This is a genomic window from Paenibacillus terrigena DSM 21567 (assembly GCF_000374845.1).
Lineage (GTDB): Bacteria > Bacillota > Bacilli > Paenibacillales > Paenibacillaceae > Paenibacillus_K > Paenibacillus_K terrigena.
The window spans coordinates 784,436-808,892 of record NZ_KB895412.1; the positions used below are offsets into that span (position 1 = coordinate 784,436).

The window sequence follows — 24,457 nt, forward strand, 5'->3', positions numbered from 1 at the left end:
TATTTATCATATTAAATTATAAGCAAAGGAAGATGAAAGCATGTCTACTCCGACAACCAAACTTCAACGTTTTACAACGATTGAGATTGTATTGATGGCGATATTGGCTATGGCGAATGCAGTATTAACCGTATTCCTATCTTCGGTGAATCAATTCTTAACGACACTTGGAGGACCGATTGCAACCTCTACCATCGTTGGCATCTATATGATTTATGGTGTACTTGCGATGTATATCATTCGTAAGCCGGGAACAGCATTTATTACGTTCATGTTAGGTGCGACGGTTCAGACCCTGCTCGGAAATTCTTATGGCATGGCTGCATCTGTAGTGGCTGCGCTATGTTATGCACTGGCGGTTGAGCTGATCTGCATGCTCTTCCGATATAGACGATGGAACGTAGGTGTTATGATGACCATTGGCTTCTGTGCTGTACCGCTATGGTTTATTTTCGCCGCGAATATGTTCGGCTATCTGAAATGGGGCCTGCCGCAACTGACGATTGCACTCATCGTACGCTGCATTAGCGGGATCATCCTGTGTGGATGGCTTAGCAAAATGATCGGGGATGCGATGGCACGTACGGGGTTACTCCGAACCTTCAATATTGGTAGAGATGCCAAATGACACGACAGCAAGTTCTGATCGAATGTGATCACGTGACATATACGTATGAGGGGGAGGAGCGCCCTGCTGTTCGGAATGTGTCGCTGACGATTAGACAAGGAGAATTCGTAACGATCTACGGGCCGAATGGCAGCGGGAAATCGACCTTATGTCAGATGATGAATGGTTTGATTCCCGGACAAATGGGCGGACAGATGCAAGGCAAAATGACCGTACAAGAGTACGAATTGCAAGGCCATGCAGAAGAAGTCCACCAGTTGTCGCCGCAGATCGGATTTGTCTTTCAAGACCCAGATGCACAATTAGTCGTGGGCAGCGTAGAAGATGAACTTGCCTTTGCTCCAGAGAATTTGCGCATAGAGCGAGCGGAGATCATCCGGCGATTGGAAGAAACACTTCGTCAGGTTGCAATGGAGGATTATCGAGATCGCCATGTGCATCAACTCTCTGGCGGACAGAAGCAGAGGATTGCTATCGCCGCTGTACTAACCATGAAGACACCTATTCTGATCTTAGACGATGTCACCTCGAGTCTCGATGCAGCAGGCAAGCAATCCATCTTCAAGCTACTGCATGCCCTGCATGAACAAGGGGTCACTTGCATTGCGACCGCATCGCGATTCGATGCGATTCCTCGCGGGACAACGCGATTAATCACGATGAAATCGGGTGAGATTCAATCGGACGAGTCCATTACGAATGTGAAGCAATTACCCGTATTCCTATCATCTCTCGAATCCGTGAAGACAGCGGAATCCAAGCGACATATTGCCGTTGAGCCGATCATCGAGGTGCGCGAGCTTACGTATCGATACCCGAATGGTCATGTTGGTCTGAAGCCTTGTTCATTCAATTTATTCCCTGGGGAGATTGCGGCGCTCACAGGCCCGAATGGGTGTGGAAAGTCAACGCTGACGAAGCTGCTTATGGGTCTGCTCCCGGCAGCTAAAGGGACAATTCGTATGCAGGGTAAGGATATAAGCAAGTCCTCAATCTATGATCGTGCGAAATGGCTTAGTTATGTGCATCAGCAGCCAGAACATCAGTTTATTGCGAATACGGTCATGGAAGAGTGTATGTATAGCTTACGTATGATGCGAGAGCGCCGTCTAGATCAGACATCGAATCAGAGTTTGATGGAGGAGCAAGGTAAGCAGATGCTAGATCGGATTGGATTGTATGAGAAGCGGGATCGGCACCCGTTCCAGTTGAGCCAAGGGGAAAAGCGGCTCTTGAGTGTTGCTTCGATGTGGTTGACTGATCCGAAGCTGCTCATTCTGGATGAGCCAACAAGCGGCCAGGATCTAGCGAATACGCAGCGGATGTTCGAACTCTGTACGGATATGGCGGAACACGGAGTATCCATCCTCGTCGTTACACATGATCAGCGGTGGATCGAATCGTGGGTGACCCGGACGATGCAGCTTGATTCATTAGCGGTCAAAAGCGAAAAATATAGGGATTCATTAACCAATAAGTAGGAAAAACAAATTAAATGTCGAACCTATTAAAGTAAGGTTTTTCCATAATTTTGCTATAGAGGGTGTTCGATCTGTCTCACAAGTTGAATCCGCTTTCTACCTATCGCTCATTGATCGCACTTGTCTGTTGTATTGGATTAGCGATGCTCGGGACGCAATGGGTTATTGATTTTTCGTATGGTGCGCGAATTTTCTTCTGTAGCGCATTTCTATTTATTATCTTATATTTATTCGGACCATACTGGGCAAGCGCATCAGCGATTGTCGTGAGCATGGTGTCCTATTTTGTGCTGGAAAGCTCGATATATGTGCTCTTAATTTGTGTTGAAGTCATCGTTGTCAGTACCGTATTTACGCAGAAGAAGCGATTCCTGTTCATATGGGATGGGCTGTTTTGGCTTTTCCTGGGGGCGCCGTTAGCAGGGCTAATTTATTATTTGCAGATGGGCACATATGCTTCAGAGATGTATCTGCAAGTTTTTATGATTGCAATGAGCGGATTATTGAACGGCTTACTTGGAGATGTCATGATTACCTATCTACCATGGAGGCGATTATTCCCGAAGCTGAAGAAACGCTCCATATATTTGAATCAGCTATTAACGCATCTCTCCATTGCGGCAGTCATCGGACCCTTTCTCTTAAATATGTATATGGATAGCTTCCAAATTCGAAATCGGGTGGAACACGATTCTAGGTTGTTGGTGCAGACGCAGATGCAGCATATGCTGAATGAGATCGAACGTCTCCAGCAAGAAGCGAGAGATAAACGCACGACACTTCAAAAAACAATTCTTGCAGGGGGCCTCGTACAAGAATTGGTCAATAAATCGGCGAATGGCCCGATCTCGATTGGATTGTTCTACTCGAACGGCCAACTTGCGGGCTCGACGGACGGCAACACATTCCTGCAGCACTACAATCGCATGAAGGCCGAGGAAATGACGCAGATTGAATCAGAAGCTTCGCTGGAAGAGCTAGGCGTGGTAAGCACCAAATTGAATACGAAGAGTTACTTCTATCAATGGATTCCGGTCAATACGCATTACAGCTATGAGACATGGCGGTGGAACCATGGTTATTATGTGTTAATTACGGAGCTGCAGGGCTTGAACCCAAGCAAGGTCGTTGCCTATATCCCGATATCGTATTATCAGCAGGGAACGATTCTAGCTTATACCAATAAGTTTATTATGATGTTCACCTTTTGCTTGGTTGCGGCGATTGTCTCGCTGTTCTTCAATTCATATCTGATGTTGTCGCTTAATCAATTGATGAAGATGACGACGGATTTACCTGAGAAATTGAAGCGTCAGCAAGTATTCGCATGGCCTCGAACAGCGATCCACGAGATTGGATCCTTGGTGACGAATTTCCGAATCATGTCGGATCGCGTAGTCGAAATGTTCCATGAAATGCAGCATATGAACAGTCAGTTAATCGAACAGACCGAGATGCTCGCGAAGTCGGAGGAACGTCTGGAGCAGCTGGCGTACTACGATTCTTTGACAGGGTTGCCGAACCGCTATCAATTCACGGTCTATCTCGAGCAGGCGATCACCGAAGCTTCATTGCATGGGCAGGACCTCGCTGTGATGTTTATTGATTTGGATCGATTTAAACATGTGAATGATACGCTCGGTCATGATGTCGGGGATATGCTGATCGCCGATGTATCCAGACGATTGGCCAGCATCTTCCATGATCGGATGCAGCGATCCAGCTGTGCAAGGCTAGGTGGGGATGAGTTCGTCGTCGTCTTGCAAGACGTGAAGCGGAGTGAAATTGACCATTATGCCGAAGTGATTATCGAGAACATATCAAAGGCCTTCTTGATTCAGTCTCATGAATTGTTCGTAGCGGCAAGCATTGGGATCAGTCTATACCCGCAGGACGGCGATAGTCTAACATCCATGCTGAAGAATGCCGATACGGCGATGTATGTTGCGAAGGACAAGGGTGGCTCCTGTTATCAGTATTATCATGAGATGACGACGGAGCATATCCCGGAACGAATGATGCTGGAGAATCAATTACGCAAGGCCCAGGAACGCGGCGAATTGCTGCTGCATTATCAGCCATTACTCGACGATCGTGGGGAATTGATTGCCGCAGAAGCGTTGATTCGGTGGAATCATCCGATTCATGGCTACGTTTCGCCATCGCAGTTCATCCCGTTAGCTGAAGAGACCGGACTCATAATACCGATTGGGGAGTGGGTGCTTCGGACCGCATGTCTACAGCATTTAGCGTGGGCTACGGAGGGCCTCTCCAAAATTCAGATGAGTGTGAACGTATCCCTGCGGCAATTTTCCAAAGATGATTTTGTTGCATCGGTAGATCGTGTATTGCAAGAGACGGGATTTGATCCGCGGTATCTAATACTAGAGATTACGGAAGGTTATGTACATCACGATATGGAACGTGCCATTGACGTCTTGAGACAGCTGAAAGAGCGTGGTATCCAGATTGCGATTGATGATTTCGGTACCGGATATTCTTCATTAAGCCGGTTGCGGAATCTACCGATCCATATGATCAAATTGGATCAATCGTTCGTTCGTCATTTGCCATCTGATCAGGTGAATGCTTCTATTGTAAAGACAGTAATCCAGCTCGGCCATAGTCTTGAGGTTGCGGTGACAGCGGAAGGAATTGAGACAGAAGAGGAGCTTGCGTTCTTGCGAGACAGCGGCTGCGATAAATTCCAAGGTTATTTGTTCAGTAAACCAATGGAAGCGGATGTATTTGCGTCCATCTATACCGCAGCATTGACAGGAAGAACCTGACCCCCAGAGGTCAGGTTCTTTTCATTGTAGACGGAGTTGTTCGATCCGCTGTAGTACCTAATTTTTTGAGTAGGCGCATCGTTAATGCCTTCTCTTCTTCCGTTAGACCGCTCATAGCTGTCGCAATCGCACGAGTATGTTCGGAATATATCTTGTCCATCACGGCTTTACCTTCATCTGTGAGTTCTGTATTGATGACACGGCGGTCCTTGGAGCAATGCTTGCGCCGTAAGAGTCCAGTCTGTTCGAGTTTATCAATGACATAGGTTACGTTACCGCTCTGGAGGAGCAGCTTGGAACCAATTTGTTGGACGGGTTGAGATCCTTTCAGATACAATACTTCTAATACAGCGAATGCGGTAGGGTTGAAGCCTTGTGTTTTGCTGCTTAGATTGAAATGCTCAGATACGCTTTTGAACGCTTTGGCGAATACGTGGAATAATTGAACGGATGGATCTAATCGTCTTTCCTCAAGTTCCTGCAAACTCTGCACCCCCTTTATACGATTGGTTATGCGATTATCTTACGGGATAAATAGGTTAAATTTAAATAACTTTTATCACATCTAATGATTCTTACGAACATGAATCTTCCTAGAAAAGGGTATAGTATCGGATAGGTATTGAATTTTGATGAGAAGGGGGATTCGATGCAACACACAGCAATTTCGTTTCAATTCCGTGACCCTCACAGCGCTAAGCTAGCTTATGATATGATGCAAGAACTTGGCTACGAGCCGATGCTCGACAATGCTGTAGGGACGGAGTTGCATATTCATGTGGAACATACCGATTTAACATCGGCGCTAGAGATTGCTCAAGCGTATGGCGGCGAGTTACAGGAGCAAGCTGAGATGACGGAAATGGCTGTTCATGATGAAGCCTACGGCTTGGACCATTTCATCCCCGTTCCTGCTCATGTGGTGAACGAGGATTGGGTGGATGGCTATGCAGACGGTCCGGCATTTCGCGAAGCCGATCATTATGAGAATCTAGATCTGCGAGATGAAGATCATTTGGCTTATGTTGATGAGACAACGGATCATTTCTCAGGTGAAGTAAAAATATAGCGAAGTACCCATAAAGTGATGTATTGGCTTCGAAGCAATTCAGGTGCTTCGCGGGGAACCCGAAACTTTCTGAATTCTACACATAAGAAGAAGGTGGCGAATCGTAATGATCCGCCACCTCTTTGTATTATTTACATCGCTGAGCTGCGCTCATCCCAGCCGTATAGCCTGTTGTGAAGGCCGCCGTAATGTTATAGCCCCCCGTATATCCATGAACATCCATGACTTCACCGCAGAAGAAGAGCCCTTCCGCGAGCTTGGACATCATGGTCTTCGGATCGATTTCCTTCAGATGTACGCCCCCGCCGGTGACGAAGGCTTCTTCGATGGAGAGCGTCCCGTTCGCCTGCATCGGGAATTCCTTCATTAGATTCGCAAGCGTAAGCCAAGGCTGCTTCGGAATGTTATCGAAAGTTGTATCTTCCTGAAGGCCAGCAAGCTTCAGGAACAAAGGTATCAGCCGTTCAGGAAGCAGTGGTTTAAGGACATTCTTAATCGCTTTCTTCGGGTCTTTTCGTGCTAAATCCAAGGATGCTTGATAGAGCTCATCAACGGACATATTGGGAAATAAATCGACGGTCACGCGTATCAAGCGGGTATCGAATTTTTTCTGTGCTTTGACGACGAACTGGCTTGCGCGAAGTGCTGCGGGACCCGAGATGCCGAAGTGGGTGAACAGCATATCTCCTTCATGTTCAATGATTTTCTTGCCCTTCGGATTCCACACCGAGAGTGTAATATTACGAAGCGACAAGCCTTGAAGCTCCTTGCTGCGAATGAATGGCTCCTGGACAGTAATCGGGACTTCCGTGGGAAATAATTCTGTTATTGTATGACCGGCTTCCATCGCCCAAGGATAACCGTCACCTGTCGAACCGGTCTGAGGAACAGACTTTCCGCCTGTCGCGATGATCACGGTGCGACTGCTTACTGTCTCCCCTGACCGGAGCCGTACGCCGACGGGGACATTGTCGCGATATTGAACCTTGTCGACGGGACGGTTGGTGCGAATCTCAACCCCGAGCTTTCGCGCCTTGCCAATCAGAGCATCCACAACGGTCTTGGCTTTATCCGAGACCGGGAACATCCGTCCGCGATCTTCTTCTTTGAGGGCAATCCCTAAATTTTCGAAGAATCGAATGATGTCTTTATTGCTGAAATGTGCGAATGCACTGTGCAAAAATCGGCCGTTCCCCGGAATATATTGAATCAGCTCGTCGATCTCCTTCGCATTGGTCACATTACAGCGACCGCCGCCTGAAATCCCTAGCTTCCGTCCGAGCTTGTCCCCCTTATCGATCAATAGCACCGAAGCTCCGTGCTCCGCAGCTGCGATGCTGGCCATGAGTCCCGAAGGTCCCCCGCCGATGACGATGACGTCATATTTCATGATGATGTGCTCCTTTAATTCATTTTCATGACTCTATTGTAACGTGTTTCGTTCTTGTTTAAAATTCTAAACTCTAAAACGCATATATTGTAAAAACCTGTAACTTGTGATTTAATTTTTGTAATTATATATATTCCTGAGGCCGGTGATCGTTTCTGTGATTTTTACGCCAATTAAAGAAACCTTCTTACAAGAACTCATTGCATTGTTACCTGCATTTATGCTTCAAATATGGACAATGAGACCCAAATTATCTGGTCTGCTTAGTAATTTCAGAATATTGTTTGCATTCTTTTGCATGATTGCCTTTCTATTATCCATGGCTTTCTCGTATTGTACGCCCGATGAGTTTTACTATGATTTCCGAGTGGTACCTCTATTGATTGGCATCCTGTACACTGGATTTCGATCGAGTTTCGCATTGGCTGCGATTTATATCGGTGCGCATTTTCTGTTCTTTGATCAAGGAGAGTTATGGAATCTTCCGAGTGATGTTGGCCTCTATCTCATTCCTATCGCCATGTATTTTATTCCTCAATTTCGAGTAGGTGATGCATCCAAGCGTGTTCGCATTGTTACGTATATCGTTGTTGTTGGGATGATTTTTTCTTATGTCGACTACATAGTTAGTGTTCGCAGCATGATGGTTCAATTGAATTTTTCTAAAGTTCTATTTGAGGTGCTGTTCAGCGGGATTTGTATGCTTACAGCCTATTTATTGCTATTTTTCATTGAAAGTATTCTAGAGAAGATGTCACTGCAAGAGCAGCTCCACCAAGTATCGGGCCAATACCATCAAGAAGCGCAGACAATGAAGCAGCTCATCGATGCCACACCGCTCGGCGTTATGTCGGTCGATAAGATGGGGAATGTGACGGCGATTAATGATATGATGCTGCGACTATTCCAAGTGCAGGGCCAAGTACGAAGCGAAGACCTGATTGGGAAGCCGTTCAATTATTTGCGCAAGCATTATGGCATGGAGTATCCGGATATTCAGTTGGCACGTTCCTTGCAAGGCGAGAAGACCAATGCAGAAGTGCTCCAATATAACGAGAAAATACTCATCTCCACGATCTCGAGTATTCGTAATCCGAAGACAGATGAAGTTGTAGGTGCGGTAGGGATGGCGCATGATGTGACGGAGCTTCAAATGCTGCGCACGGAGATTGGCAATTTGGAGCGGCTTAGTCTAGTTGGGCAAATGGCGGCGAGTATTACCCATGAGATCCGGAATCCGATGGCCGTCGTACGAGGGTTCGTCCAATTGATGCGCGAGAAGAGCGATCAATCGCTGCATGATTATTATCGCATTGTGTTAGAAGAATTGGATCGTGCGAATATGATTATAAATGACTTCCTCTCCTTGGCGCAGAATCGCATTGTGGAGACGGAAGAGAGTCATCTGCACGATATTGTAAACGATTTAAGTCCTCTCCTGTGGGCGGATGCGAATTTGCGCGGACTCGGGATCGATATGCGTTTTGCATCAGATGTTCCACATTTGCATTTGAATGAGAAGGAAATTAAGCAATTGATATTGAATCTAGTGCGTAATGGCATGGAAGCGATGAATGGCAAGGGGACGCTAACGATTGAGACGAAGCGGGTGAAGAATGCGGTTCAGCTCATTGTTCAAGATACAGGGGAAGGCATCCCACAAGACACGCTGGACAAAATGTTCGAACCGTTCTATACGACGAAATCCAAGGGTACGGGCCTTGGTCTGCCGCTGTGTCTGAGTATCGTAGAGCGGCATAAAGGCAAGATCGCCGTTGATTCTGTACAAGGACAAGGGACGACATTCGTCGTTACCTTCCAAGCAGATGTCGCATAACAAGAGATCGGAGGGAAGCATCGAAGATGAATTATGCGTGGTCCCTAGGTCCCTTTATTCTAACGCAAACGACACTTTTGTATGTGATATCGACGTTCGTAGGGGTTGCTGTCATGCTCTGGAGGCTGTACTTGGATGGTGAGAAGGTTCGGGTATGGCTGGATATTTTCGCAACCTATCTGATGATCGTTGTCCTATGTTATAAATTTGGTTTCTTATTCGATGACCCAGGGATTCTGCTTCGAAGTCCTCGGGTTATCCTGTTCATGAGCGGCGGATCGACTGGGGGATGGGTCATCGGGGTCTTCTGTATGCTGGCATTCACCTATCGCGGGATGAGTCGAGGCTTACTGTCTTTTCGCGTCCTCGCGAATATCTTGCCCTATGGTTTCGCGGTGATGGGGATTTCCGCGTATGCCTTGCAATGGTTCTGGGATCCATCGCTCCTGAGTGCGGTACGCCTTCTGCTGCCGCTCGGACTCTTGATCGTGCTTCTGCTCCAGCGCGGTACATTGCGAGAAGGAAATCATCTGGCGATATTTCTTGTGGGGCTTGGGATCGGCGGCATGGCACTGTCCATCGTGGAGCCACATCTGGGCGGATCGCTAGGGAAGATCACCACCTGGATTGGCTTAACAAAAGCCCAGTGCAGCTGGGTCGGCATAGCCCTGATTGGGATGTGGCTCCTTCACTTGAAGCGGCGGATGAAGCCGGATAATCCCTCCTGATGCGGAACATAATAGGAGGGAGCTCAAGGAAAGGAGGCCGATTTCGTGGCAAAAGATAAGGAAAAATCTAAAAATCGGAATGCAGGTCCGTACAAACCTTCCCAAGATGGAATGGATAAGAAAACGGACGTGGACAGCCCAAATCGTCCGGCTACCTAATCACATGAAGAGGGAGCGCCAATTGGCGTATCTCAGCCTTGTGAAGCAAGGGTTTTCCCTTGCTTTCATTCTTTATGAATGTATAATAAAGGGTAGCAATAATAAGTTTGTTGCTAAGAATTCGTAAGGAGTGAAAGCAAATGTCAATGTCTTTTGATCGATATATGAAAGATATGGTTCAACCGATGCGAGACGATCTTACTCGTGTTGGAATTGAAGAATTAACAACACCGGAGGCGGTTGAAGAGAAATTACCGACTGCAAAAGGTACAACACTTCTCGTGATTAACTCCGTATGCGGCTGCGCAGCAGGCCAATGTAGACCAGGTGTTGCAAAAGCGTTGCAGCATGAGGTAACACCGGATAACTTATTCACGGTATTCGCTGGGCAAGATAAAGAAGCGACTGCCAAAGCACGTGAGTACTTATTGCCTTATCCTCCTTCATCCCCTTCGATCGCGCTATTGAAGGATGGCGAATTGGTTCATTTCGTTGAACGTCATAGCATTGAGAACCGTGGTGCAGATGACATTGCGGCTGAATTGACGGCAGCATTTGATCGTTTCTGCAAATAAGATGCTTCCCCGTCGTTACTCGTGAACGGCGGGGATTTTAATATGGTTAATGAAGTACATAAGAACACGTAACTTAGAATAAGGCGGTGTCGACATGAGTTTGCAGCAGGAGATTATTGAACGGCTTGGAGTCAAGCCTTCCATTCGAGTAGAGGAAGAAGTTCGGAAGCGGGTAGATTTTCTAAAGAAGTACGTAACGAAGTCAGGCGTAACAGGGCTTCTGATTGCGATTAGCGGCGGGATCGACAGTGCCGTGGTTGCAGGACTATGTAAACAAGCAACAGACGAGCTCAGCCAGGAGACAGGGCGCGAATATATGACCCTCGGGGTATTCCAGCCTTATGGCACACAGGAAGACATCGATCACAGCTATGAAGTGGCTAAGGCATTCAACCTGAAGCATACGGTGGAGACGAATATTGAAGATGCCGTCAATGAGATCGCGCTTGAGACGGAGCATGCGTTCAAAGCGTTAAGTATCCATCGCCACATCAGCATTCCTGGCAAAGGCAATGTTAAAGCGCGGACACGGATGGTCGTGCAATATGCGCTTGCTTTTGACCTGAACTTGCTCGTGGTTGGAACGGATCATGCTTCGGAGGCGATTACTGGTTTCTACACGAAGTGGGGCGATGGCGCCGTTGATATTACGCCGCTGAGCACGCTCAACAAACGTCAAGTTCGCGAGCTTGCAGCACATATCGGAGTGCCGAAGAGCGTACTGGATAAAGCACCAACCGCAGGACTATGGGAAGGCCAGACAGACGAGGGCGAGCTTGGGATCACGTATGATGAGAACAGCGATTACCTCGAAGGGAAGGACATCCCGCAAGCGGCGCGCGAAAAGCTGGAGAAGCAGTATTTGAAGACCGAACATAAGCGCTCTGCGATTCCGGGGATTTAAATTGAATATAAGATTGGCATAGGAACCATCGACCCAAGGTCGGTGGTTTTTTTGTTGTGTCATTTTATATATATTGACTTGATATATATCGAAATGATATATTATCTCCATTAAGAAGGGAATAAATTACAGATCATGTATGCGGAGGGACAGAAATGAACAGTCAGGATGTCATTCTCGGGATGCTGCTCAAGGGCCCGATGTCGGGATACGATATGAAGCAAGTATTTCAGAGTGTGTTTTCTTATTTCTATGATGCAAGTTATGGAACCATCTATCCTACCTTAAGTCGAATGGAGAAGGATGGACTAATCACGAAGGAGAGTGTCGTACAGGAGGCGAAGCCGAACAAGAATGTCTATGCGGTTACGGCGCAGGGGCGTGCTGCGTTCATGCAGTATATGCATAGTGAGATAGAGCCAGAGAGCTTCCGATCCGATTTATTGATGCGCATGTTTTTTGGTGAATTTGTCGACAAGGAAGTGGTGATTGGGTGGTTTGAACGCGAAATTGACAAGAAGGAACAACAGTATCAGCAGCTTAGCGGCGGGTATCAGGAGTTTGCAAGGTTGTGCAGCCCTACGAAGCGATTATGTGCGGAATATGGGATGGAGTCACTCGCCCATGCGATTCAGTTCCTGAAGAAAGGGCTTCGAGAAATTCGTGCATTAGAAGTGTAGAAAAAGAATTAGAGGAGTGGGAGAACCGATGGATTTTTCCAAACAAAAAAGAGGACTCATTATTCTGGCGATGGCGTTAGGACTATTAATGTCTTCCCTCGACAACACGATTGTATCGGCGAGCATTGCCAAAATTCTTGACGATTTTGGAGGCTTCAGCCAGTTATCTTGGGTATTCACGGCATACATGTTAGCGACGACGAGCACGATGCTGGTCCTTGGGAAAATGTCGGATTTATTCGGGCGAAAGCTATTCTATCTCATTGGGATCGGCTTGTTCATCTTGGGTTCCGCATTATGCGGCGTTGCACAGAGCATGGATCAGTTGATTTGGTTCCGTGCGCTTCAAGGGATTGGCGCAGGGGCGCTTTTTCCGATTAGCTTTACGATCATATTCACGATCTTCAAAGATCCGAAGGATGGCGCGAAGTTAAGCGGCGTAATGGCAGGGATTTTCGGTCTGTCCTCCGTCGCAGGACCGCAGCTTGGCACCTATATTACCGAGCATTGGGGATGGCGATGGTGCTTCTACGTCAATCTACCTATCGGGATTGCATCGTTCCTCGTCTTATTGTTCGCACTGAAGGAGACGCGTTCGGAACGGAAGCCGAAAGTCGATTATTTAGGGACGTTTCTCCTCGTCATGACTTGTCTCTCGGTAATGCTCGCGATGGAATGGGGCGGCAAGGATTATGCATGGAGCTCGTGGCAAATTCTTGGTCTGTTCGGTGTAGGGCTGATCGGTTTAATCGCTTTCATTCAGGTAGAGAAGCGAGCAGAGGAGCCTGTCCTTCCGCTTGAAATTTTCCGGAATCGAGTGGTTCTCGGCACGAGTATCATCAGCTTCTGCCAAGGCGTGATGATGTTCGGCGCGATTACGTATTTGCCGATCTTCTCGGTCGCGGTGCTCAATCATGCGAATACGAATAGCGTCTTAACCCCGATGATGGCTTCGATGATATGTGGGACGATCGTGAGCGGGATGCTCATGATGAAGTTCAAATATCGTACGCTGATGACGATTTCGATGCTATTCGGCGTAGTGACGTCAATTCTGCTTATTACAGCATCGCGTCAGATCGGTAACTTCGAGATGATCCTGATCATGATTCTACTTGGGTTCGGTGCGATTGGCCCGATGATGAGTATTGGGCAGAATGCGATGGCCAACAGCGTCGATCCACGTTATATGGGCGTCAGCTCATCCATTGTTGGCTTCTGGCGCAACATCGGTGGTGTAATGGGTGCATCGGTGATGGCGGTGATCGTCAATCAACAACTCAAGGGATTTATCGAGCAGGGTGCAGCCCAGAATCATATTCCAGCGGGACAAATTAATACGCTAGCGAATCCGGAAGTGTTAATGCATGCGACAGATAAAATTCCAGCGACCATCTTAAGCTTTTTGCGCGATTCCATGGGATCTGCGATTAATCAAGGCTTCATTCTGAGCTTGTGTGTGGCGGTCGTTGGCGTTATCGTAGCGCTGAGCATCGGCAACAGCAAGTTCCAGGCGCCGAATCGGAAGGGCGAGACGGGAATGAGCGCTGAGTAATTTTGTATGATAGAGAAAGAAAAAAAGAACGAGCTATCCTTTACTGGGATAGCTCGTTTTGGCGTGATGAGGAAATCCGTTTCATATTGACCAGATCGATGATGTAAGAAGTGATCACCGTAAGGAGCGGCAAGCTCCATAGGAAAATCGCATAGGGCACATACGAAGCGATTGGGATGCCGATAATGGTGCCGCACAGCACAGCGAGCAGATTCCAAGGAATCATAGCGGCTGCAATGAGCGCTGTATCTGCGATGACACGGGATAGGTGCTCGCGTGGGAATTTCCGCTCCCAGAGCGGGAGGAGATTCCGTCCGGTCATCATGATTGGCAGCGTTTGGGTACAGGATAGCAAGCCTAAGATGATGCCGAACAAACCGGTCCGCAGCGTACCTGAGGTCATGGATGGTGCTGTGCCTAGTATTTTCTCCATGTAAGGTTGTAACGTGCCGGTTTTCTCCAATATCCCGTTATACGCTCCAGCGAGTGCGATCAACAGGACCAAGTCCAGCATTTGAAGCATGCCTTTGGTATGAAGGGAAGGCAGTTCAGCGAGATTGTATCCACGCCATAAGGAATGGAGCCAGTCGACGAAGGAGACCTGCTGCAGCCAGGTACCAACGATGATGCTGGCGGCGATGGACAGGAGGAACGCGTACTTCGTCTTGAGACGGAATACATTCGCTCCGAGCAGGATGATCACAGGGATCAAGAGCCAGGGGGACAACTCAAAATGGGCGCTGAAATTCGTCGTCGGCATGGTGACATGCTGTGCATTCCAATCCCCTCGTAGGTCAAAGATCCAATAAAAGGCTAGCGAACATAGCACAGCTGCTATCGTCGTTGGTATCAGCTTCGGATATTGCTTGCGGACCGTCGTGCCTGTCGAACTGGCAAGCAATTGATGGGCACTGGAAAAGGGAGAGGTCCGGTCGCCGACGAATACGCCAGAGACCAAAGCTCCTGCGAGCAGAGGAAGCGGGATTTGAAGCACCGCCCCCATCCCCATGAGTGGAATGCCAATGGCACTAAGCGTGCCTGTTGACGTGCCTAGAATCATCGAGACAACCGCACAGAAGACGAAGGAGAGTGTGACCAAGTAGGTGGGGTCAATCAACTGCAGCCCTTGCTCGATGAGGTAAGGGATGGTGCCGCTCTCCGTCCAAGCCGGAATAATAAGACTGACGAAGAGGAGAATCCAGACTACCTCTTTGGTATGCAGAACGCCTGACTTGATGCTCCGCCCCAGCGAGCTCCAGGATGTACCGGCCTGGATCGTGAAGAAGATCAGCGATCCAAGGCCGAGCAGGAAGCCAAACGCTAACGGAATGTGCATGAAATAGGCGAGCAGTAGCCCGGCAATCGTCAAGCTAATCATGATGCCCAATTGAAGCGGACGAATCATGGGTCGGTTCCTCACTCTCTCTCGATATGACAATTTATATTCGAATCATGAACCCAACACGCGTTGGAATACGCGCAAGGTGCGTTCGGTAATCTCTACAACTTGCTCTGGCGTCGTACTGAGCGGAAGCCAGTAATAGATCGTATCGCCGAGTGGGCGGAGGATTAATCCTTCTTCGAGCCCTGCTTGATAGATGCGATTGCCGATGCGCGTTCCGGATTCGAATGGCGAGCGGCTGGCCGCATCCTGATACAAATCCATCGCGGCAATCATGCCGATCTGGCGTACGTCGGCGACTTGCGGCAGTGCTTCGAACGCACGCAGTTGTGCGGAGAGCTCAGCGGCTGCGCGATGAGACTGTTCGAGCACGCCTTCTTCTTCGAATAAGCGAAGGCTCTCTAAGGCGACAGCGCACGCGACGGGGTTCCCCGTGAAGCTGTGGCCGTGGAAGAATGTCTTCTGCGTGGCGTAATCGTCATAGAACGCCGCGTAGATCTCTTCGCGGCACAACGTCGCCGCGAGGGGCATCATGCCCGCCGTCAATCCTTTGCTGACGCAAAGGATGTCGGGGCTAATGCCCGCGTGCTCGCAGGCGAACATCGTGCCGGTTCGCCCAAACCCTGTGGCCACCTCATCAGCTATGAGGTGGACATCGTACTGCGCGCAGAGTTCGCGCAGTCCTGCAAGATAGGCGGCGGGGTAGATCACCATGCCGCCAGCTGCTTGAATCATCGGTTCCACGATGATTCCCGCGATTGTGTCCGCGAGCTCCTGGAACAGCGCGCGCACGGCTTCCAGCGCATCCGCCACGAGGGCGGCTTCGCGCTCAGGGGTTCGTGCGCTGCCGAGCACGCGCACGTCCGGTGAAGGCACGCGATGCGCGCTGAAGAGCAGCGGCTTGAACATCGCGTGGTACAGATCGACGCCGCCGACGCTGACGGCACCGATCGTATCGCCGTGATAGCTGTTCTCCATGAAGACGAAGCCTGTCTTCGACGTACGCCCGATTTGCTGCCAATACTGGAAGGACATCTTAATGGCGACTTCGACAGCCGTCGAACCGTTGTCAGAATAGAAGACCTTACTTAGCCCTTCAGGTGTGATATGTACCAGCTTCTCTGCAAGCTCGATGCCTGGCTGATGCGTCAGACCGCTGAACATGATGTGGTCGAATTGATCGAGCTGGCGCTGGATGGCTGCTTTGATACGCGGATTGCCGTGTCCGTGCACATTGCACCACCATGAGGACACCGTGTCGTAGTAAGCTTTGCCCTCGGCATCGAAGAGTTCAATACCTTGAGCGCGTGTGATCAATAGATGATCCTGCTCGGCATAATCTTTCATTTGCGTGAACGGATGCCATACATATTGGCGATCCTTCGCGAGCAGTTCTTTTTTATATTGTGATTCCATGTTGTTGTAACCTCCTATCCGATACAGGACAAATGACGAGTCCATGTTCAAGCTTAATCCTCTGTACGGTTCTTTGCAAGATCGCTTGTGCATCGGATACGGATGGAAATGAGAATGGAAAGGGGGCGTTACTGGTTTCAAATAGGCATCGAATTGGCATTCTGCTATAATGATACGCATGTAATAGTTCATTACGTCGGAAATCAAGGGGGATCAGCATGATCGTTGGAATGGGTCACGATATTCTAGAAATCGAACGGATTGCGGATATGCGTGAGCGGTCCTCGTGGGAACGGTTCTTGCATAAGGTACTAACGGATGCAGAGCGTGAGCTGGCATTGGAGCGTGGAGGCAGGATCATTGAATTCGTGGCGGGTCGGTTCGCTGCGAAGGAAGCTGTCGTCAAAGCGCTGGGCTGCGGGATTGGAGAAAAGGTCGGGTTTACGGATATTGAGATTTTACCGGATGCGCTCGGCAAGCCTGGTTGTACACTCTCGCAGGAAGCATGGAGCAGACTATGGATGGACGAGCCCTGCTACACGATTCATATTAGTATTACACATCAGCGATCGCTTGCATCGGCCATGGCGATTGTCGAACGCAGGGAGGACAGTCAAGCTTACGCTTGAGAGCCTGCCCGAACCCGAGATAACACATATTTATTTTTTGGTCGATAACCAGTCAGCCAACTGTTCAATTTCCTGCTCTTCAAGCATTTTCTTAAATGCAGGCATTTTGTTGCTGCCCTCGGCAATTTGAGTGACAATCTCATCTTTGGTCATTTTCGCGCCAACCTTTGTTAAGTTGGTATCTGCACCCATACGTCCCGTCAAGTCCGCTGCATGGCAGCTCATACATTTTTTCTTGAATAGGGTAACGGTCTCTTCAGGTCCTTCAAGGGCTACTTCGTTCTTCGCCGTTCCACCGCTTGCGCCGCATGCGGAGAGGACGAGGAGAGCCGTACAGAGTATGACGGATGCACCGATCGTACGTAATTTGCTATGTAATATCACAGGGTTTCCCTCCATGTATAGATCTTACAATCAGTATAGGTTAGTAGGGAGCACCCTACAAGCCTACTGAGGAAAATGACACCACTTGTTCAATCTAAATTCATTAGCCTCGTATAGAAGGAGTTTTTATAGAAATTATGCAATCATCTATTGAAGCCAAACATTATTTTAGCCGCGAGCTGCTCGCATGGTACAACTTGTACAAAAGAGACTTGCCTTGGCGCCGTCATCGCAATCCCTATTATATTTGGGTCTCCGAAATTATGCTGCAGCAGACACGTGTTGATACCGTCATTCCTTATTTTCACCGATTTATTGATCGTTTTCCGACGATTGAAGCGTTAGCGGATGCGCCGGAAGAAGACGTGCTCAAGAGCTGGGAAGGACTTGGTTATTACTCCCGTGCTCGCAATCTTCAATCCGCAGCGCGTGAAGTGAAGGAGCAGTATGGGGGAGAGGTCCCTGCCACGAAGAAAGAAATCTCAGGTCTGAAAGGCGTAGGCCCTTATACAGCAGGAGCGGTGCTCAGTATTGCTTATAATCAGCCAGAGCCTGCAGTCGATGGCAATGTCATGCGGGTGTTATCGCGATATTTCCTCATCGAAGAAGATATTATGAAGGGGAGCACGCGTGCCTTTATGGAAGGGTTGGTCGTCGAGCTCATCCCAGAAGGGGAAGCGTCGAATTTCAATCAAGCGTTGATGGAGTTAGGTGCGCTCGTCTGTACACCGAAATCACCGCAATGTCTGACTTGCCCTGTTATGGCACATTGCGCGGGCCGGATCGCAGGCATGGAGGAATCGTTGCCCGTGAAGACAAAAGCGAAGCCGCCGCGTCCTGAGTATCGATCTGTCGCGATTATCGAAGGGACGGGGGCGAATGCAGGCAAAGTGATCGTGCGTCAGCGTCCTGCGGAAGGATTGCTTGCCCGGATGTGGGAGCTGCCACATATTCTTGCCCCACAGCAAGCCGCGCTTGCTGGTGCCGATGACCCCGTGCAGATGGATATGCTGCGAGGCGCGATGCATGAGGAAGGTATCGCCATGGTGCCAGATGACTTCGTGATGGAAGCGGATCATATCTTCAGCCATATTCATTGGCATTTGAGAGTCTACCGTTGTGCATCGAAGCTGCCTGATAACACTTCTCTGCCCGAATCTTATCGATATATTGAAGAGAAGGATATGGATGAGCTCGCGTTCCCGAATGTGTTCATTCGTATTCTGCGTGCGTACTTCAAGGAAATTCTTATCACATGAAGAAAAAAAGCTCGACCTTTACGCTAGCGCAGAGGTCGAGCTTTTTTTTACGTGCGAATTGCTTATTACTTCGCTGCTGTGTAACGTTTTCCAACTTCTTCCCAGTTCACAACGTTCCAGAATGCTGCGATGTAATCCGGACGTTTGTTTTGATATTTCAAGTAGTAAGCATGCTCCCATACATCAAGACCAAGCAATGGTGTTTCGCCATCCATGATCGGGCTGTCTTGGTTAGGCAAGCTGTATACTTTTAAGTTGCCTTCTTTGGATAGTGCAAGGAATGCCCAGCCGCTGCCGAAGCGAGTTGTTGCTGCTTTTGCGAAATCTTCTTTGAACTTATCGAAGCCGCCAAGCTCATTGTTGATTGCATCAGCAAGTGCGCCAGTTGGAGCGCCGCCAGCGTTTGGTGCGATTGTCTCCCAGAACAAGGAGTGGTTCGCATGTCCGCCACCGTTGTTGCGAACTGCTGTGCGGATTGCTTCAGGAACGCTGCTCAAATCAGCGATTAGATCTTCAACGCTCTTGCTTTGAAGCTCAGGAGCAGACTCCAGTGCTGCGTTCAAGTTCGTTACATACGTGTTATGGTGACGATCGTGGTGAATCATCATTGTTGTTTCGTCGATGTGTGGCTCAAGTGCATTGTTTGCATAAGGTAGTGCTGGTAATTGATGTGCCATCGTTAAATACCCTCCCGTAAATATGTAGTTTCACTTCTTTATTAAAACCTATTTAACATAATAAATCAACATTTATGTATGTAAAGTCGAGACGGCGTTGTGAACTTCTTCCACTGAAAAAAATACGATCCGTGAGCGGTAGCGTACTTGGATGAAGAGGAAACCCTTGGCGCTCTAGATCCAAAGTCGATTTTTGGTATAATTTGAAAGCGCTTAAGTTTAAGCGCTTTCACGAGATAAACGGAGTATTATCAAGTTTATTGTAGATTTTGTTAAGAAAATAGAAGATTTTCCGCGAATTTTGTTGTATTATAACAATATGTTTTTTCAGGAAGCACGGGGCAGTACAGTTGAATAATAAAGGAGATTGAAGTATGCAGGTTCGTTCCTTTCAGTTGTCGGATTATATGCGTGTGACTCAGCTATTTGAAGAGTCGCTGTCGGATTTATGTTACGAGCAGACGATGGAGGCTTTTGCAAGGCAGTTATCTTGGGATAGCGATCTTGTACTGATCCACCAAGAAGACGATGTAATCAAGGGCGCCATTATTGGAACGATCGATAATAACCAGGGATGCTATTACAGACTGGCTGTTCATCCTTCTTACCGTGGACAAGGTGTCGGCAAATCGCTGATTACCTCGATGCAGCAGCGTTTCCAAGGCCGCAACGTATCCAAAATTTGCATCGCGGGGGACGAGCATAACGAACCGATATTACCGCTGTTCGCATCGATGGGATTTGACGCAACGAATGTTCTTCAAGCATTTCAGAAACTCCGTATTGTAACGGGTTAATTACGGGAATCATCCTTTATAGGGCATATCTTTCCACGCCATTGCAAATGGTGGAAAGATATGCTTTTCTATTATTATGAAGAATCTAACGTACACTCCTACATTAATCAAAAGTTTCAAGCACAATGGACATTTACATCGGCAGTGGCTAGAGAATTGGCTTGTACCCCAGGAGCTCCTCGATCCTGAGCATCAGCGCGAAGGTATGGTCGTATTAATCAATTTTCAGACGCCTATTAAGGAAGCCGACGGTAAGCAGTGGATGAGTAAGGTTCCCGCGGTTTCTTTTTTTATCCCGGGTGCGTGGTACAATATCGTGGCCTTAATTGAAGAGACGGGTGTGCGCTATTATTGCAATATTGCCTCACCACCTTATCTGGCCAGAGACGTCGTGACGTATATCGATTACGATTTGGATGTTGTACTTTACGTAAGCGGGCATATAGATATTGTAGACCGTGATGAATATGAGCGGCATAAGGCAAGTTATCACTACCCTGAGATCGTAGATCAAAAAGTGGCCACGGGCCTCTCGCAGCTGTTAGATCGCATCCAGAATAAGAAGGCTCCCTTTCAAGACGGTCTCGTGGTGTCGTATTACAATGCATGGAGACAACATTTCGCCAAGGAGTAAGAGCCTATGGATAACTTGTTACCGACGGGAAATGAGCCGCCGAAGACGCTGACAGAGCCTCCGCGCAGATGGAAGCTGGTGTTCAGGGATTGGCTCAATGCATTAATTATTGCGGCTGTGCTCGTCATACTGCTGCAGACGTATGTATTTAATTTGTCAAAGGTGAAAGGGGAGTCGATGCAGCCCACGCTGCATGATCAAGATCGGTTATTTGTCGATAAAATTGTATACGCCTTCGCAGAGCCGAAGCGCGGTGAAGTCGTTATTCTGCAAGATCCTTCACCAGATGTGGCCAGACAGTTCCTTGTGAAGCGGGTTGTTGCGATTCCGGGAGATGAGGTCGAAATTCGTGACCGTAAGCTGTTTGTGAACGGCGTTGTTCAATCAGAGGGTTACACAGATATTTGGATTGAAGATGATAAACCTTTGCATACGTTTTTGGAAAAGGATGAATATTTCGTGCTGGGGGATAACCGGCATCATGAGAAGAGCAAGGATAGTCGGCGGTTCGGACCGGTGAAGCGGGACCTTATTATTGGGAGGGCGGATCTCATCATATGGCCCTTCAATAAATTCACCTGGCTTTAGAGGAAGTCAAAAAAGTTGGCTTTTGATCACGAAGTATTTCGAGAAGGAGTCTCGACATCGAATCTTGCATTCACCCTCGAACTCCGGTACTCACGTAGGTTTCGCCTACGCTCCGTTCCTCCTTCTTCGGGTTCAAGCAACCTTCTCGGTGCTGAAAAGCCAATTTTTTGACCATTATTGTAATAGAATCAATTAAATAACAATCAACGAGGTGAAAGAAGTGACGGATTTACGTAAGACCGATGCGCCATCAGAAGCGCAGCGCTGGGCACAGCTCAAGTCAGACATCCTAGAAGCAGCAACCTCCCTCGGCATCGACAGCATCGGCTTTGCATCGGCGGATCCGTTCACGACGCTTAAAGATCGACTTATTACACATCGCGCCAAAGGGCATGAATCGGGTTTTGAGGAAAAGGATTTGGACAAGCGTGTCACGCCTGCGCTCTTGTTCGACCGTCCGAAGTCGATTATAGCCATCGCCGTGGCCTATCCTTCCAAGCTGGTGAACCCGCCGAAGTCGGAGCCGGGCGCCTATCGAGGGATATTGGCGCGTTCATCTTGGGGACGGGATTACCATCATGTTCTCCGGGACCGCTTGAAGCGTCTAGAAGCGTTTATTGCAGAGCGTGTGCCGGAAGCCCGCATGGAGAGCATGGTCGACACAGGGGCACTCTCAGACCGGGCTGTTGCGGAACGTGCCGGCATTGGCTGGAGTGCGAAGAACTGTTCGATTATTTCGCCCAAATTGGGATCGTGGATCTATCTTGGCGAGATGATTACGAATATTCCGTTCGAGCCGGACACGCCGGTAACAGAAGGATGCGGGGAATGTACCAAATGTATAGATGCGTGTCCCACAAATGCGCTTGTAGGTCCAGGGCAACTCAACGCACAGCGCTGTATTTCATACCTGACCCAGACGAAGGGTGTGCTCAGCGACGAATTTATGACCAAGATCGGGAATCGTCTCTATGGCTGTGATACTTGTCAGATCGTCTGCCCGGAGAATCGGGGCAAGAACTGGACGCAGCATCCCGAGATGCAGCCAGATCCCGAGATTGTGAAGCCGCTGCTGATTCCACTGCTCTCGATGAGTAACAAGGAGTATAAGGCAAAGTTCGGCGATAACTCATCTTCCTGGCGTGGGAAGAAGCCGATTCAGCGGAATGCGATTATCGCACTGGGGAATTTCAAGGATGTTACGGCCGTACCGCATTTGCATGCACTCATGAAGGAAGATCCGAGACCGGAGCTTCGCATCACAGCGGGCTGGGCACTCGGCAAGATCGGAGGACAAGCATCGATGGAAGCGTTAGAGGATATGCTGCACCGTGAAGCGGACAGTGATGTGATTGCGGCGATTAGGCAAGCCAGAGCGAAGCTAGGGCAGCATACGACCCCATTATTGTATACCGAGATGGACTCGCTGATCGGGCCGTTAACGGTAGTGCGTTCGATGCAAGGGCTATGCCGCATCGAATTCGGCGCATACGCAGATCAAGAGGCATCGATTCAGGAATGGGCAAGTCGGTGGTATTCGGAACCTGAGCTGATTCGCAATCATGCTGCGATGAAAGATATCGTGATGCAGCTGCAACAATTTTTTGCTGGCGAGCGCAAGGCGTTCGATCACCCGCTAGACATGAAGGGAACGCCGTTCCAGCTGCAGGTGTGGTCAGCATTAACCGAAGTGCCTTATGGGGAGACATGGTCCTACAAGCAAATTGCCGAATGGATCGGTCAGCCGAAGGCGGTACGTGCCGTTGGCGGCGCGAACAATAAGAACCCGGTATCGGTAATTGTACCTTGTCATCGCGTGATAGGGATGAACGGCAAGCTGGTCGGGTATGGCGGCGGGTTGGATAAGAAGCAGATCTTGCTCGCACTTGAGCAGAAAAATACGGATTTACCGTTTGTCAGTGAATAGTGGACATGCTATGATATTTGCAAATATACATCTGATCAAGGCTCGCTTAGACTGTGTAAGCTTTGGGATGTTACTAAATAGATGAGGTGACTTAATCGAATGAATGTTGTTATTCCAATTGTGACATTAATCGTGGGGCTAATTCTTGGGTTTATTATCGGCGTATTCTACTTGCGCAGACAAATGACGAAGATGCAGAGTGACCCGCAAATGCTTCAGAAGATGGCGAAGCAAATGGGCTATAACTTGAACAATAAGCAAATGCAACAAGCGCAGCAAATGATGAAGGGTCAAAAAGGCGGGCGTAAATTTAAGTAATTGAAAGTAGGGTGCATCTTGTCAGGAGTAAAGGATTATGTGAATGAACACGTACAGCAGAATCACGAGAAGATTGAATATCATGTACAGCAAATCCTGAAATTGATCGGTGAGGATGTAGAGCGGGAAGGTCTGCTAGAGACGCCAGCTCGGGTCGCTCGGATGTATGAGGAGATTTTTGCTGGATATGCAGTCGATCCGCGTGAAGTGCTCGGTGTGACATTCGATGAGCAGCATGAAGAGCTTGTCATTGTCAAAGATATTGTCTACTACAGTCAGTGTGAACATCATATGGCGCCTTTCTTCGGGAAGATCCATATTGGTTATATCCCTAGTGGGAAAATTGCGGGTCTTAGCAAGCTCGCACGCCTCGTTGAAGCGGTGACGCGTCGATTGCAGGTGCAGGAACGGATTACATCCGAAATTGCTGATATTATGGAAGAAGTGCTGAAGCCGCACGGCGTAATGGTTGTTGTGGAAGGGGAGCATTTGTGTATGTGCGCGCGAGGCGTGAAGAAGCCGGGCAGCAAGACGGTAACGTCCGGTGTCCGCGGCAGCTTCCGTCGCAGCTCGACACTGCGCAACGAATTTTTATCGTTAATCAAATCATAATCATTGTTGGGTAGAAGAA

General features: G+C 48.6%; 24 protein-coding genes. 18 read left to right on the forward strand and 6 right to left on the reverse strand.

What is annotated here, in order from left to right; genetic code table 11:
• Positions 1-40 precede the first annotated feature (40 nt).
• The 3 genes from C558_RS0103565 (at position 41) to C558_RS30275 (ending at position 4,898) form a co-directional block, all read left to right on the forward strand.
• Positions 41-628, forward strand: coding sequence for an ECF transporter S component (locus C558_RS0103565; protein ID WP_018754856.1), 588 nt, complete (start codon positions 41-43; stop codon positions 626-628).
• Positions 625-2,109 (forward strand): ABC transporter ATP-binding protein, encoded by a 1,485-nt coding sequence (locus C558_RS0103570; RefSeq protein ID WP_018754857.1) that lies wholly within the window; start codon positions 625-627, stop codon positions 2,107-2,109. Before C558_RS0103565 ends, C558_RS0103570 begins: the two co-directional genes overlap by 4 nt.
• Before the next feature lie 83 nt (positions 2,110-2,192).
• On the forward strand, positions 2,193-4,898 hold the full coding sequence (locus C558_RS30275) for a putative bifunctional diguanylate cyclase/phosphodiesterase (RefSeq protein ID WP_156825969.1): 2,706 nt from the start codon (positions 2,193-2,195) through the stop codon (positions 4,896-4,898).
• Positions 4,899-4,908: 10 nt separating this feature from the next.
• Here the strand turns inward: C558_RS30275 and C558_RS0103580 are convergent, their stop codons facing one another.
• The gene (locus C558_RS0103580) at positions 4,909-5,382 is read right to left on the reverse strand and encodes a MarR family winged helix-turn-helix transcriptional regulator (RefSeq protein WP_018754859.1); all 474 of its coding nucleotides are present in this window, start codon (positions 5,380-5,382) and stop codon (positions 4,909-4,911) included.
• Positions 5,383-5,547: 165 nt separating this feature from the next.
• Here C558_RS0103580 and C558_RS0103585 point away from each other — a divergent pair, with 165 nt between their 5' ends.
• Positions 5,548-5,967 carry a hypothetical protein gene (locus tag C558_RS0103585; RefSeq protein ID WP_018754860.1) on the forward strand — a complete coding sequence of 140 codons (420 nt, stop codon included), beginning with the start codon at positions 5,548-5,550 and terminating at the stop codon, positions 5,965-5,967.
• 127 nt (positions 5,968-6,094) lie between these two features.
• Here the strand turns inward: C558_RS0103585 and C558_RS0103590 are convergent, their stop codons facing one another.
• Positions 6,095-7,357 (reverse strand): BaiN/RdsA family NAD(P)/FAD-dependent oxidoreductase, encoded by a 1,263-nt coding sequence (locus C558_RS0103590; protein ID WP_018754861.1) that lies wholly within the window; start codon positions 7,355-7,357, stop codon positions 6,095-6,097.
• 238 nt (positions 7,358-7,595) lie between these two features.
• Here C558_RS0103590 and C558_RS30280 point away from each other — a divergent pair, with 238 nt between their 5' ends.
• The 6 genes from C558_RS30280 to C558_RS0103625 all read left to right on the forward strand — a co-directional run bounded on the left by C558_RS30280 (position 7,596) and on the right by C558_RS0103625 (position 13,795).
• Complete coding sequence (locus tag C558_RS30280) at positions 7,596-9,194, forward strand: two-component system sensor histidine kinase NtrB (RefSeq protein ID WP_211220729.1); 1,599 nt, start codon at positions 7,596-7,598, stop codon at positions 9,192-9,194.
• A 26-nt stretch (positions 9,195-9,220) separates the two neighbouring features.
• Entirely contained in the window at positions 9,221-9,922 is a 702-nt protein-coding gene (locus C558_RS0103600; RefSeq protein WP_018754863.1) for a hypothetical protein, read from the forward strand.
• A gap of 299 nt (positions 9,923-10,221) precedes the next feature.
• Positions 10,222-10,656 carry a BrxA/BrxB family bacilliredoxin gene (locus C558_RS0103610; RefSeq protein ID WP_018754865.1) on the forward strand — a complete coding sequence of 145 codons (435 nt, stop codon included), beginning with the start codon at positions 10,222-10,224 and terminating at the stop codon, positions 10,654-10,656.
• Positions 10,657-10,750: 94 nt separating this feature from the next.
• The gene (gene nadE, locus C558_RS0103615; protein WP_018754866.1) at positions 10,751-11,560 is read left to right on the forward strand and encodes an ammonia-dependent NAD(+) synthetase; all 810 of its coding nucleotides are present in this window, start codon (positions 10,751-10,753) and stop codon (positions 11,558-11,560) included.
• Positions 11,561-11,715: 155 nt separating this feature from the next.
• Positions 11,716-12,240 carry a PadR family transcriptional regulator gene (locus C558_RS0103620; RefSeq protein ID WP_018754867.1) on the forward strand — a complete coding sequence of 175 codons (525 nt, stop codon included), beginning with the start codon at positions 11,716-11,718 and terminating at the stop codon, positions 12,238-12,240.
• 28 nt (positions 12,241-12,268) lie between these two features.
• Entirely contained in the window at positions 12,269-13,795 is a 1,527-nt protein-coding gene (locus tag C558_RS0103625; RefSeq protein ID WP_018754868.1) for an MDR family MFS transporter, read from the forward strand.
• Between the two features lie 40 nt (positions 13,796-13,835).
• Here C558_RS0103625 and C558_RS0103630 read toward each other — a convergent pair whose 3' ends face one another.
• On the reverse strand, positions 13,836-15,200 hold the full coding sequence (locus C558_RS0103630; protein WP_018754869.1) for a Na+/H+ antiporter NhaC family protein: 1,365 nt from the start codon (positions 15,198-15,200) through the stop codon (positions 13,836-13,838).
• A 45-nt stretch (positions 15,201-15,245) separates the two neighbouring features.
• On the reverse strand, positions 15,246-16,613 hold the full coding sequence (gene bioA / locus C558_RS0103635; RefSeq protein WP_018754870.1) for an adenosylmethionine--8-amino-7-oxononanoate transaminase: 1,368 nt from the start codon (positions 16,611-16,613) through the stop codon (positions 15,246-15,248).
• Between the two features lie 218 nt (positions 16,614-16,831).
• On the opposite strand from bioA, the gene acpS reads away from it, so the two are divergent.
• Positions 16,832-17,242, forward strand: a complete 411-nt coding sequence (gene acpS, locus C558_RS0103640) for a holo-ACP synthase (protein WP_018754871.1) — start codon at positions 16,832-16,834, stop codon at positions 17,240-17,242.
• 30 nt (positions 17,243-17,272) lie between these two features.
• On the opposite strand, the gene C558_RS0103645 is transcribed toward acpS, so the two are convergent.
• On the reverse strand, positions 17,273-17,626 hold the full coding sequence (locus C558_RS0103645) for a c-type cytochrome (protein WP_018754872.1): 354 nt from the start codon (positions 17,624-17,626) through the stop codon (positions 17,273-17,275).
• Between the two features lie 137 nt (positions 17,627-17,763).
• On the opposite strand from C558_RS0103645, the gene mutY reads away from it, so the two are divergent.
• Complete coding sequence (gene mutY, locus C558_RS0103650; RefSeq protein ID WP_018754873.1) at positions 17,764-18,885, forward strand: A/G-specific adenine glycosylase; 1,122 nt, start codon at positions 17,764-17,766, stop codon at positions 18,883-18,885.
• 65 nt (positions 18,886-18,950) lie between these two features.
• Here the strand turns inward: mutY and C558_RS0103655 are convergent, their stop codons facing one another.
• Positions 18,951-19,562: a superoxide dismutase gene (locus C558_RS0103655; RefSeq protein ID WP_018754874.1), complete on the reverse strand. Its 612-nt coding sequence runs from the start codon at positions 19,560-19,562 to the stop codon at positions 18,951-18,953.
• A gap of 374 nt (positions 19,563-19,936) precedes the next feature.
• On the opposite strand from C558_RS0103655, the gene C558_RS0103660 reads away from it, so the two are divergent.
• From C558_RS0103660 to folE, 6 genes are all read left to right on the forward strand, one after another.
• On the forward strand, positions 19,937-20,359 hold the full coding sequence (locus C558_RS0103660; protein ID WP_018754875.1) for a GNAT family N-acetyltransferase: 423 nt from the start codon (positions 19,937-19,939) through the stop codon (positions 20,357-20,359).
• A gap of 76 nt (positions 20,360-20,435) precedes the next feature.
• Entirely contained in the window at positions 20,436-20,993 is a 558-nt protein-coding gene (locus tag C558_RS0103665; RefSeq protein WP_018754876.1) for a DUF402 domain-containing protein, read from the forward strand.
• A 6-nt stretch (positions 20,994-20,999) separates the two neighbouring features.
• Complete coding sequence (lepB, locus tag C558_RS0103670; RefSeq protein ID WP_018754877.1) at positions 21,000-21,581, forward strand: signal peptidase I; 582 nt, start codon at positions 21,000-21,002, stop codon at positions 21,579-21,581.
• Between the two features lie 220 nt (positions 21,582-21,801).
• Positions 21,802-23,508 carry a tRNA epoxyqueuosine(34) reductase QueG gene (queG, locus tag C558_RS0103675; protein WP_018754878.1) on the forward strand — a complete coding sequence of 569 codons (1,707 nt, stop codon included), beginning with the start codon at positions 21,802-21,804 and terminating at the stop codon, positions 23,506-23,508.
• Between the two features lie 99 nt (positions 23,509-23,607).
• Positions 23,608-23,826 (forward strand): YneF family protein, encoded by a 219-nt coding sequence (locus C558_RS0103680; RefSeq protein WP_018754879.1) that lies wholly within the window; start codon positions 23,608-23,610, stop codon positions 23,824-23,826.
• A gap of 18 nt (positions 23,827-23,844) precedes the next feature.
• On the forward strand, positions 23,845-24,438 hold the full coding sequence (gene folE, locus C558_RS0103685; RefSeq protein ID WP_026263705.1) for a GTP cyclohydrolase I FolE: 594 nt from the start codon (positions 23,845-23,847) through the stop codon (positions 24,436-24,438).
• The last annotated feature ends 19 nt before the right edge of the window (positions 24,439-24,457 follow it).

Bases quoted from the DNA above. Each gene is read 5' to 3' on its own strand.
- C558_RS0103680 (WP_018754879.1), top strand. From the start codon at position 23,608: ATGAATGTTGTTATTCCAATTGTGACATTAATCGTGGGGCTAATTCTT.
- C558_RS30280 (WP_211220729.1), top strand. From the start codon at position 7,596: ATGAGACCCAAATTATCTGGTCTGCTTAGTAATTTCAGAATATTGTTT.
- C558_RS0103655 (WP_018754874.1), bottom strand. From the start codon at position 19,562: ATGGCACATCAATTACCAGCACTACCTTATGCAAACAATGCACTTGAG.
- bioA (WP_018754870.1), bottom strand. From the start codon at position 16,613: ATGGAATCACAATATAAAAAAGAACTGCTCGCGAAGGATCGCCAATAT.
- C558_RS0103610 (WP_018754865.1), top strand. From the start codon at position 10,222: ATGTCAATGTCTTTTGATCGATATATGAAAGATATGGTTCAACCGATG.
- lepB (WP_018754877.1), top strand. From the start codon at position 21,000: ATGGATAACTTGTTACCGACGGGAAATGAGCCGCCGAAGACGCTGACA.
- C558_RS0103600 (WP_018754863.1), top strand. From the start codon at position 9,221: ATGAATTATGCGTGGTCCCTAGGTCCCTTTATTCTAACGCAAACGACA.
- mutY (WP_018754873.1), top strand. From the start codon at position 17,764: ATGCAATCATCTATTGAAGCCAAACATTATTTTAGCCGCGAGCTGCTC.
- acpS (WP_018754871.1), top strand. From the start codon at position 16,832: ATGATCGTTGGAATGGGTCACGATATTCTAGAAATCGAACGGATTGCG.
- C558_RS0103665 (WP_018754876.1), top strand. From the start codon at position 20,436: ATGAAGAATCTAACGTACACTCCTACATTAATCAAAAGTTTCAAGCAC.
- nadE (WP_018754866.1), top strand. From the start codon at position 10,751: ATGAGTTTGCAGCAGGAGATTATTGAACGGCTTGGAGTCAAGCCTTCC.
- C558_RS0103660 (WP_018754875.1), top strand. From the start codon at position 19,937: ATGCAGGTTCGTTCCTTTCAGTTGTCGGATTATATGCGTGTGACTCAG.
- C558_RS0103625 (WP_018754868.1), top strand. From the start codon at position 12,269: ATGGATTTTTCCAAACAAAAAAGAGGACTCATTATTCTGGCGATGGCG.
- C558_RS0103630 (WP_018754869.1), bottom strand. From the start codon at position 15,200: ATGATTCGTCCGCTTCAATTGGGCATCATGATTAGCTTGACGATTGCC.
- C558_RS0103570 (WP_018754857.1), top strand. From the start codon at position 625: ATGACACGACAGCAAGTTCTGATCGAATGTGATCACGTGACATATACG.
- C558_RS0103565 (WP_018754856.1), top strand. From the start codon at position 41: ATGTCTACTCCGACAACCAAACTTCAACGTTTTACAACGATTGAGATT.
- C558_RS0103585 (WP_018754860.1), top strand. From the start codon at position 5,548: ATGCAACACACAGCAATTTCGTTTCAATTCCGTGACCCTCACAGCGCT.
- C558_RS0103590 (WP_018754861.1), bottom strand. From the start codon at position 7,357: ATGAAATATGACGTCATCGTCATCGGCGGGGGACCTTCGGGACTCATG.
- C558_RS0103620 (WP_018754867.1), top strand. From the start codon at position 11,716: ATGAACAGTCAGGATGTCATTCTCGGGATGCTGCTCAAGGGCCCGATG.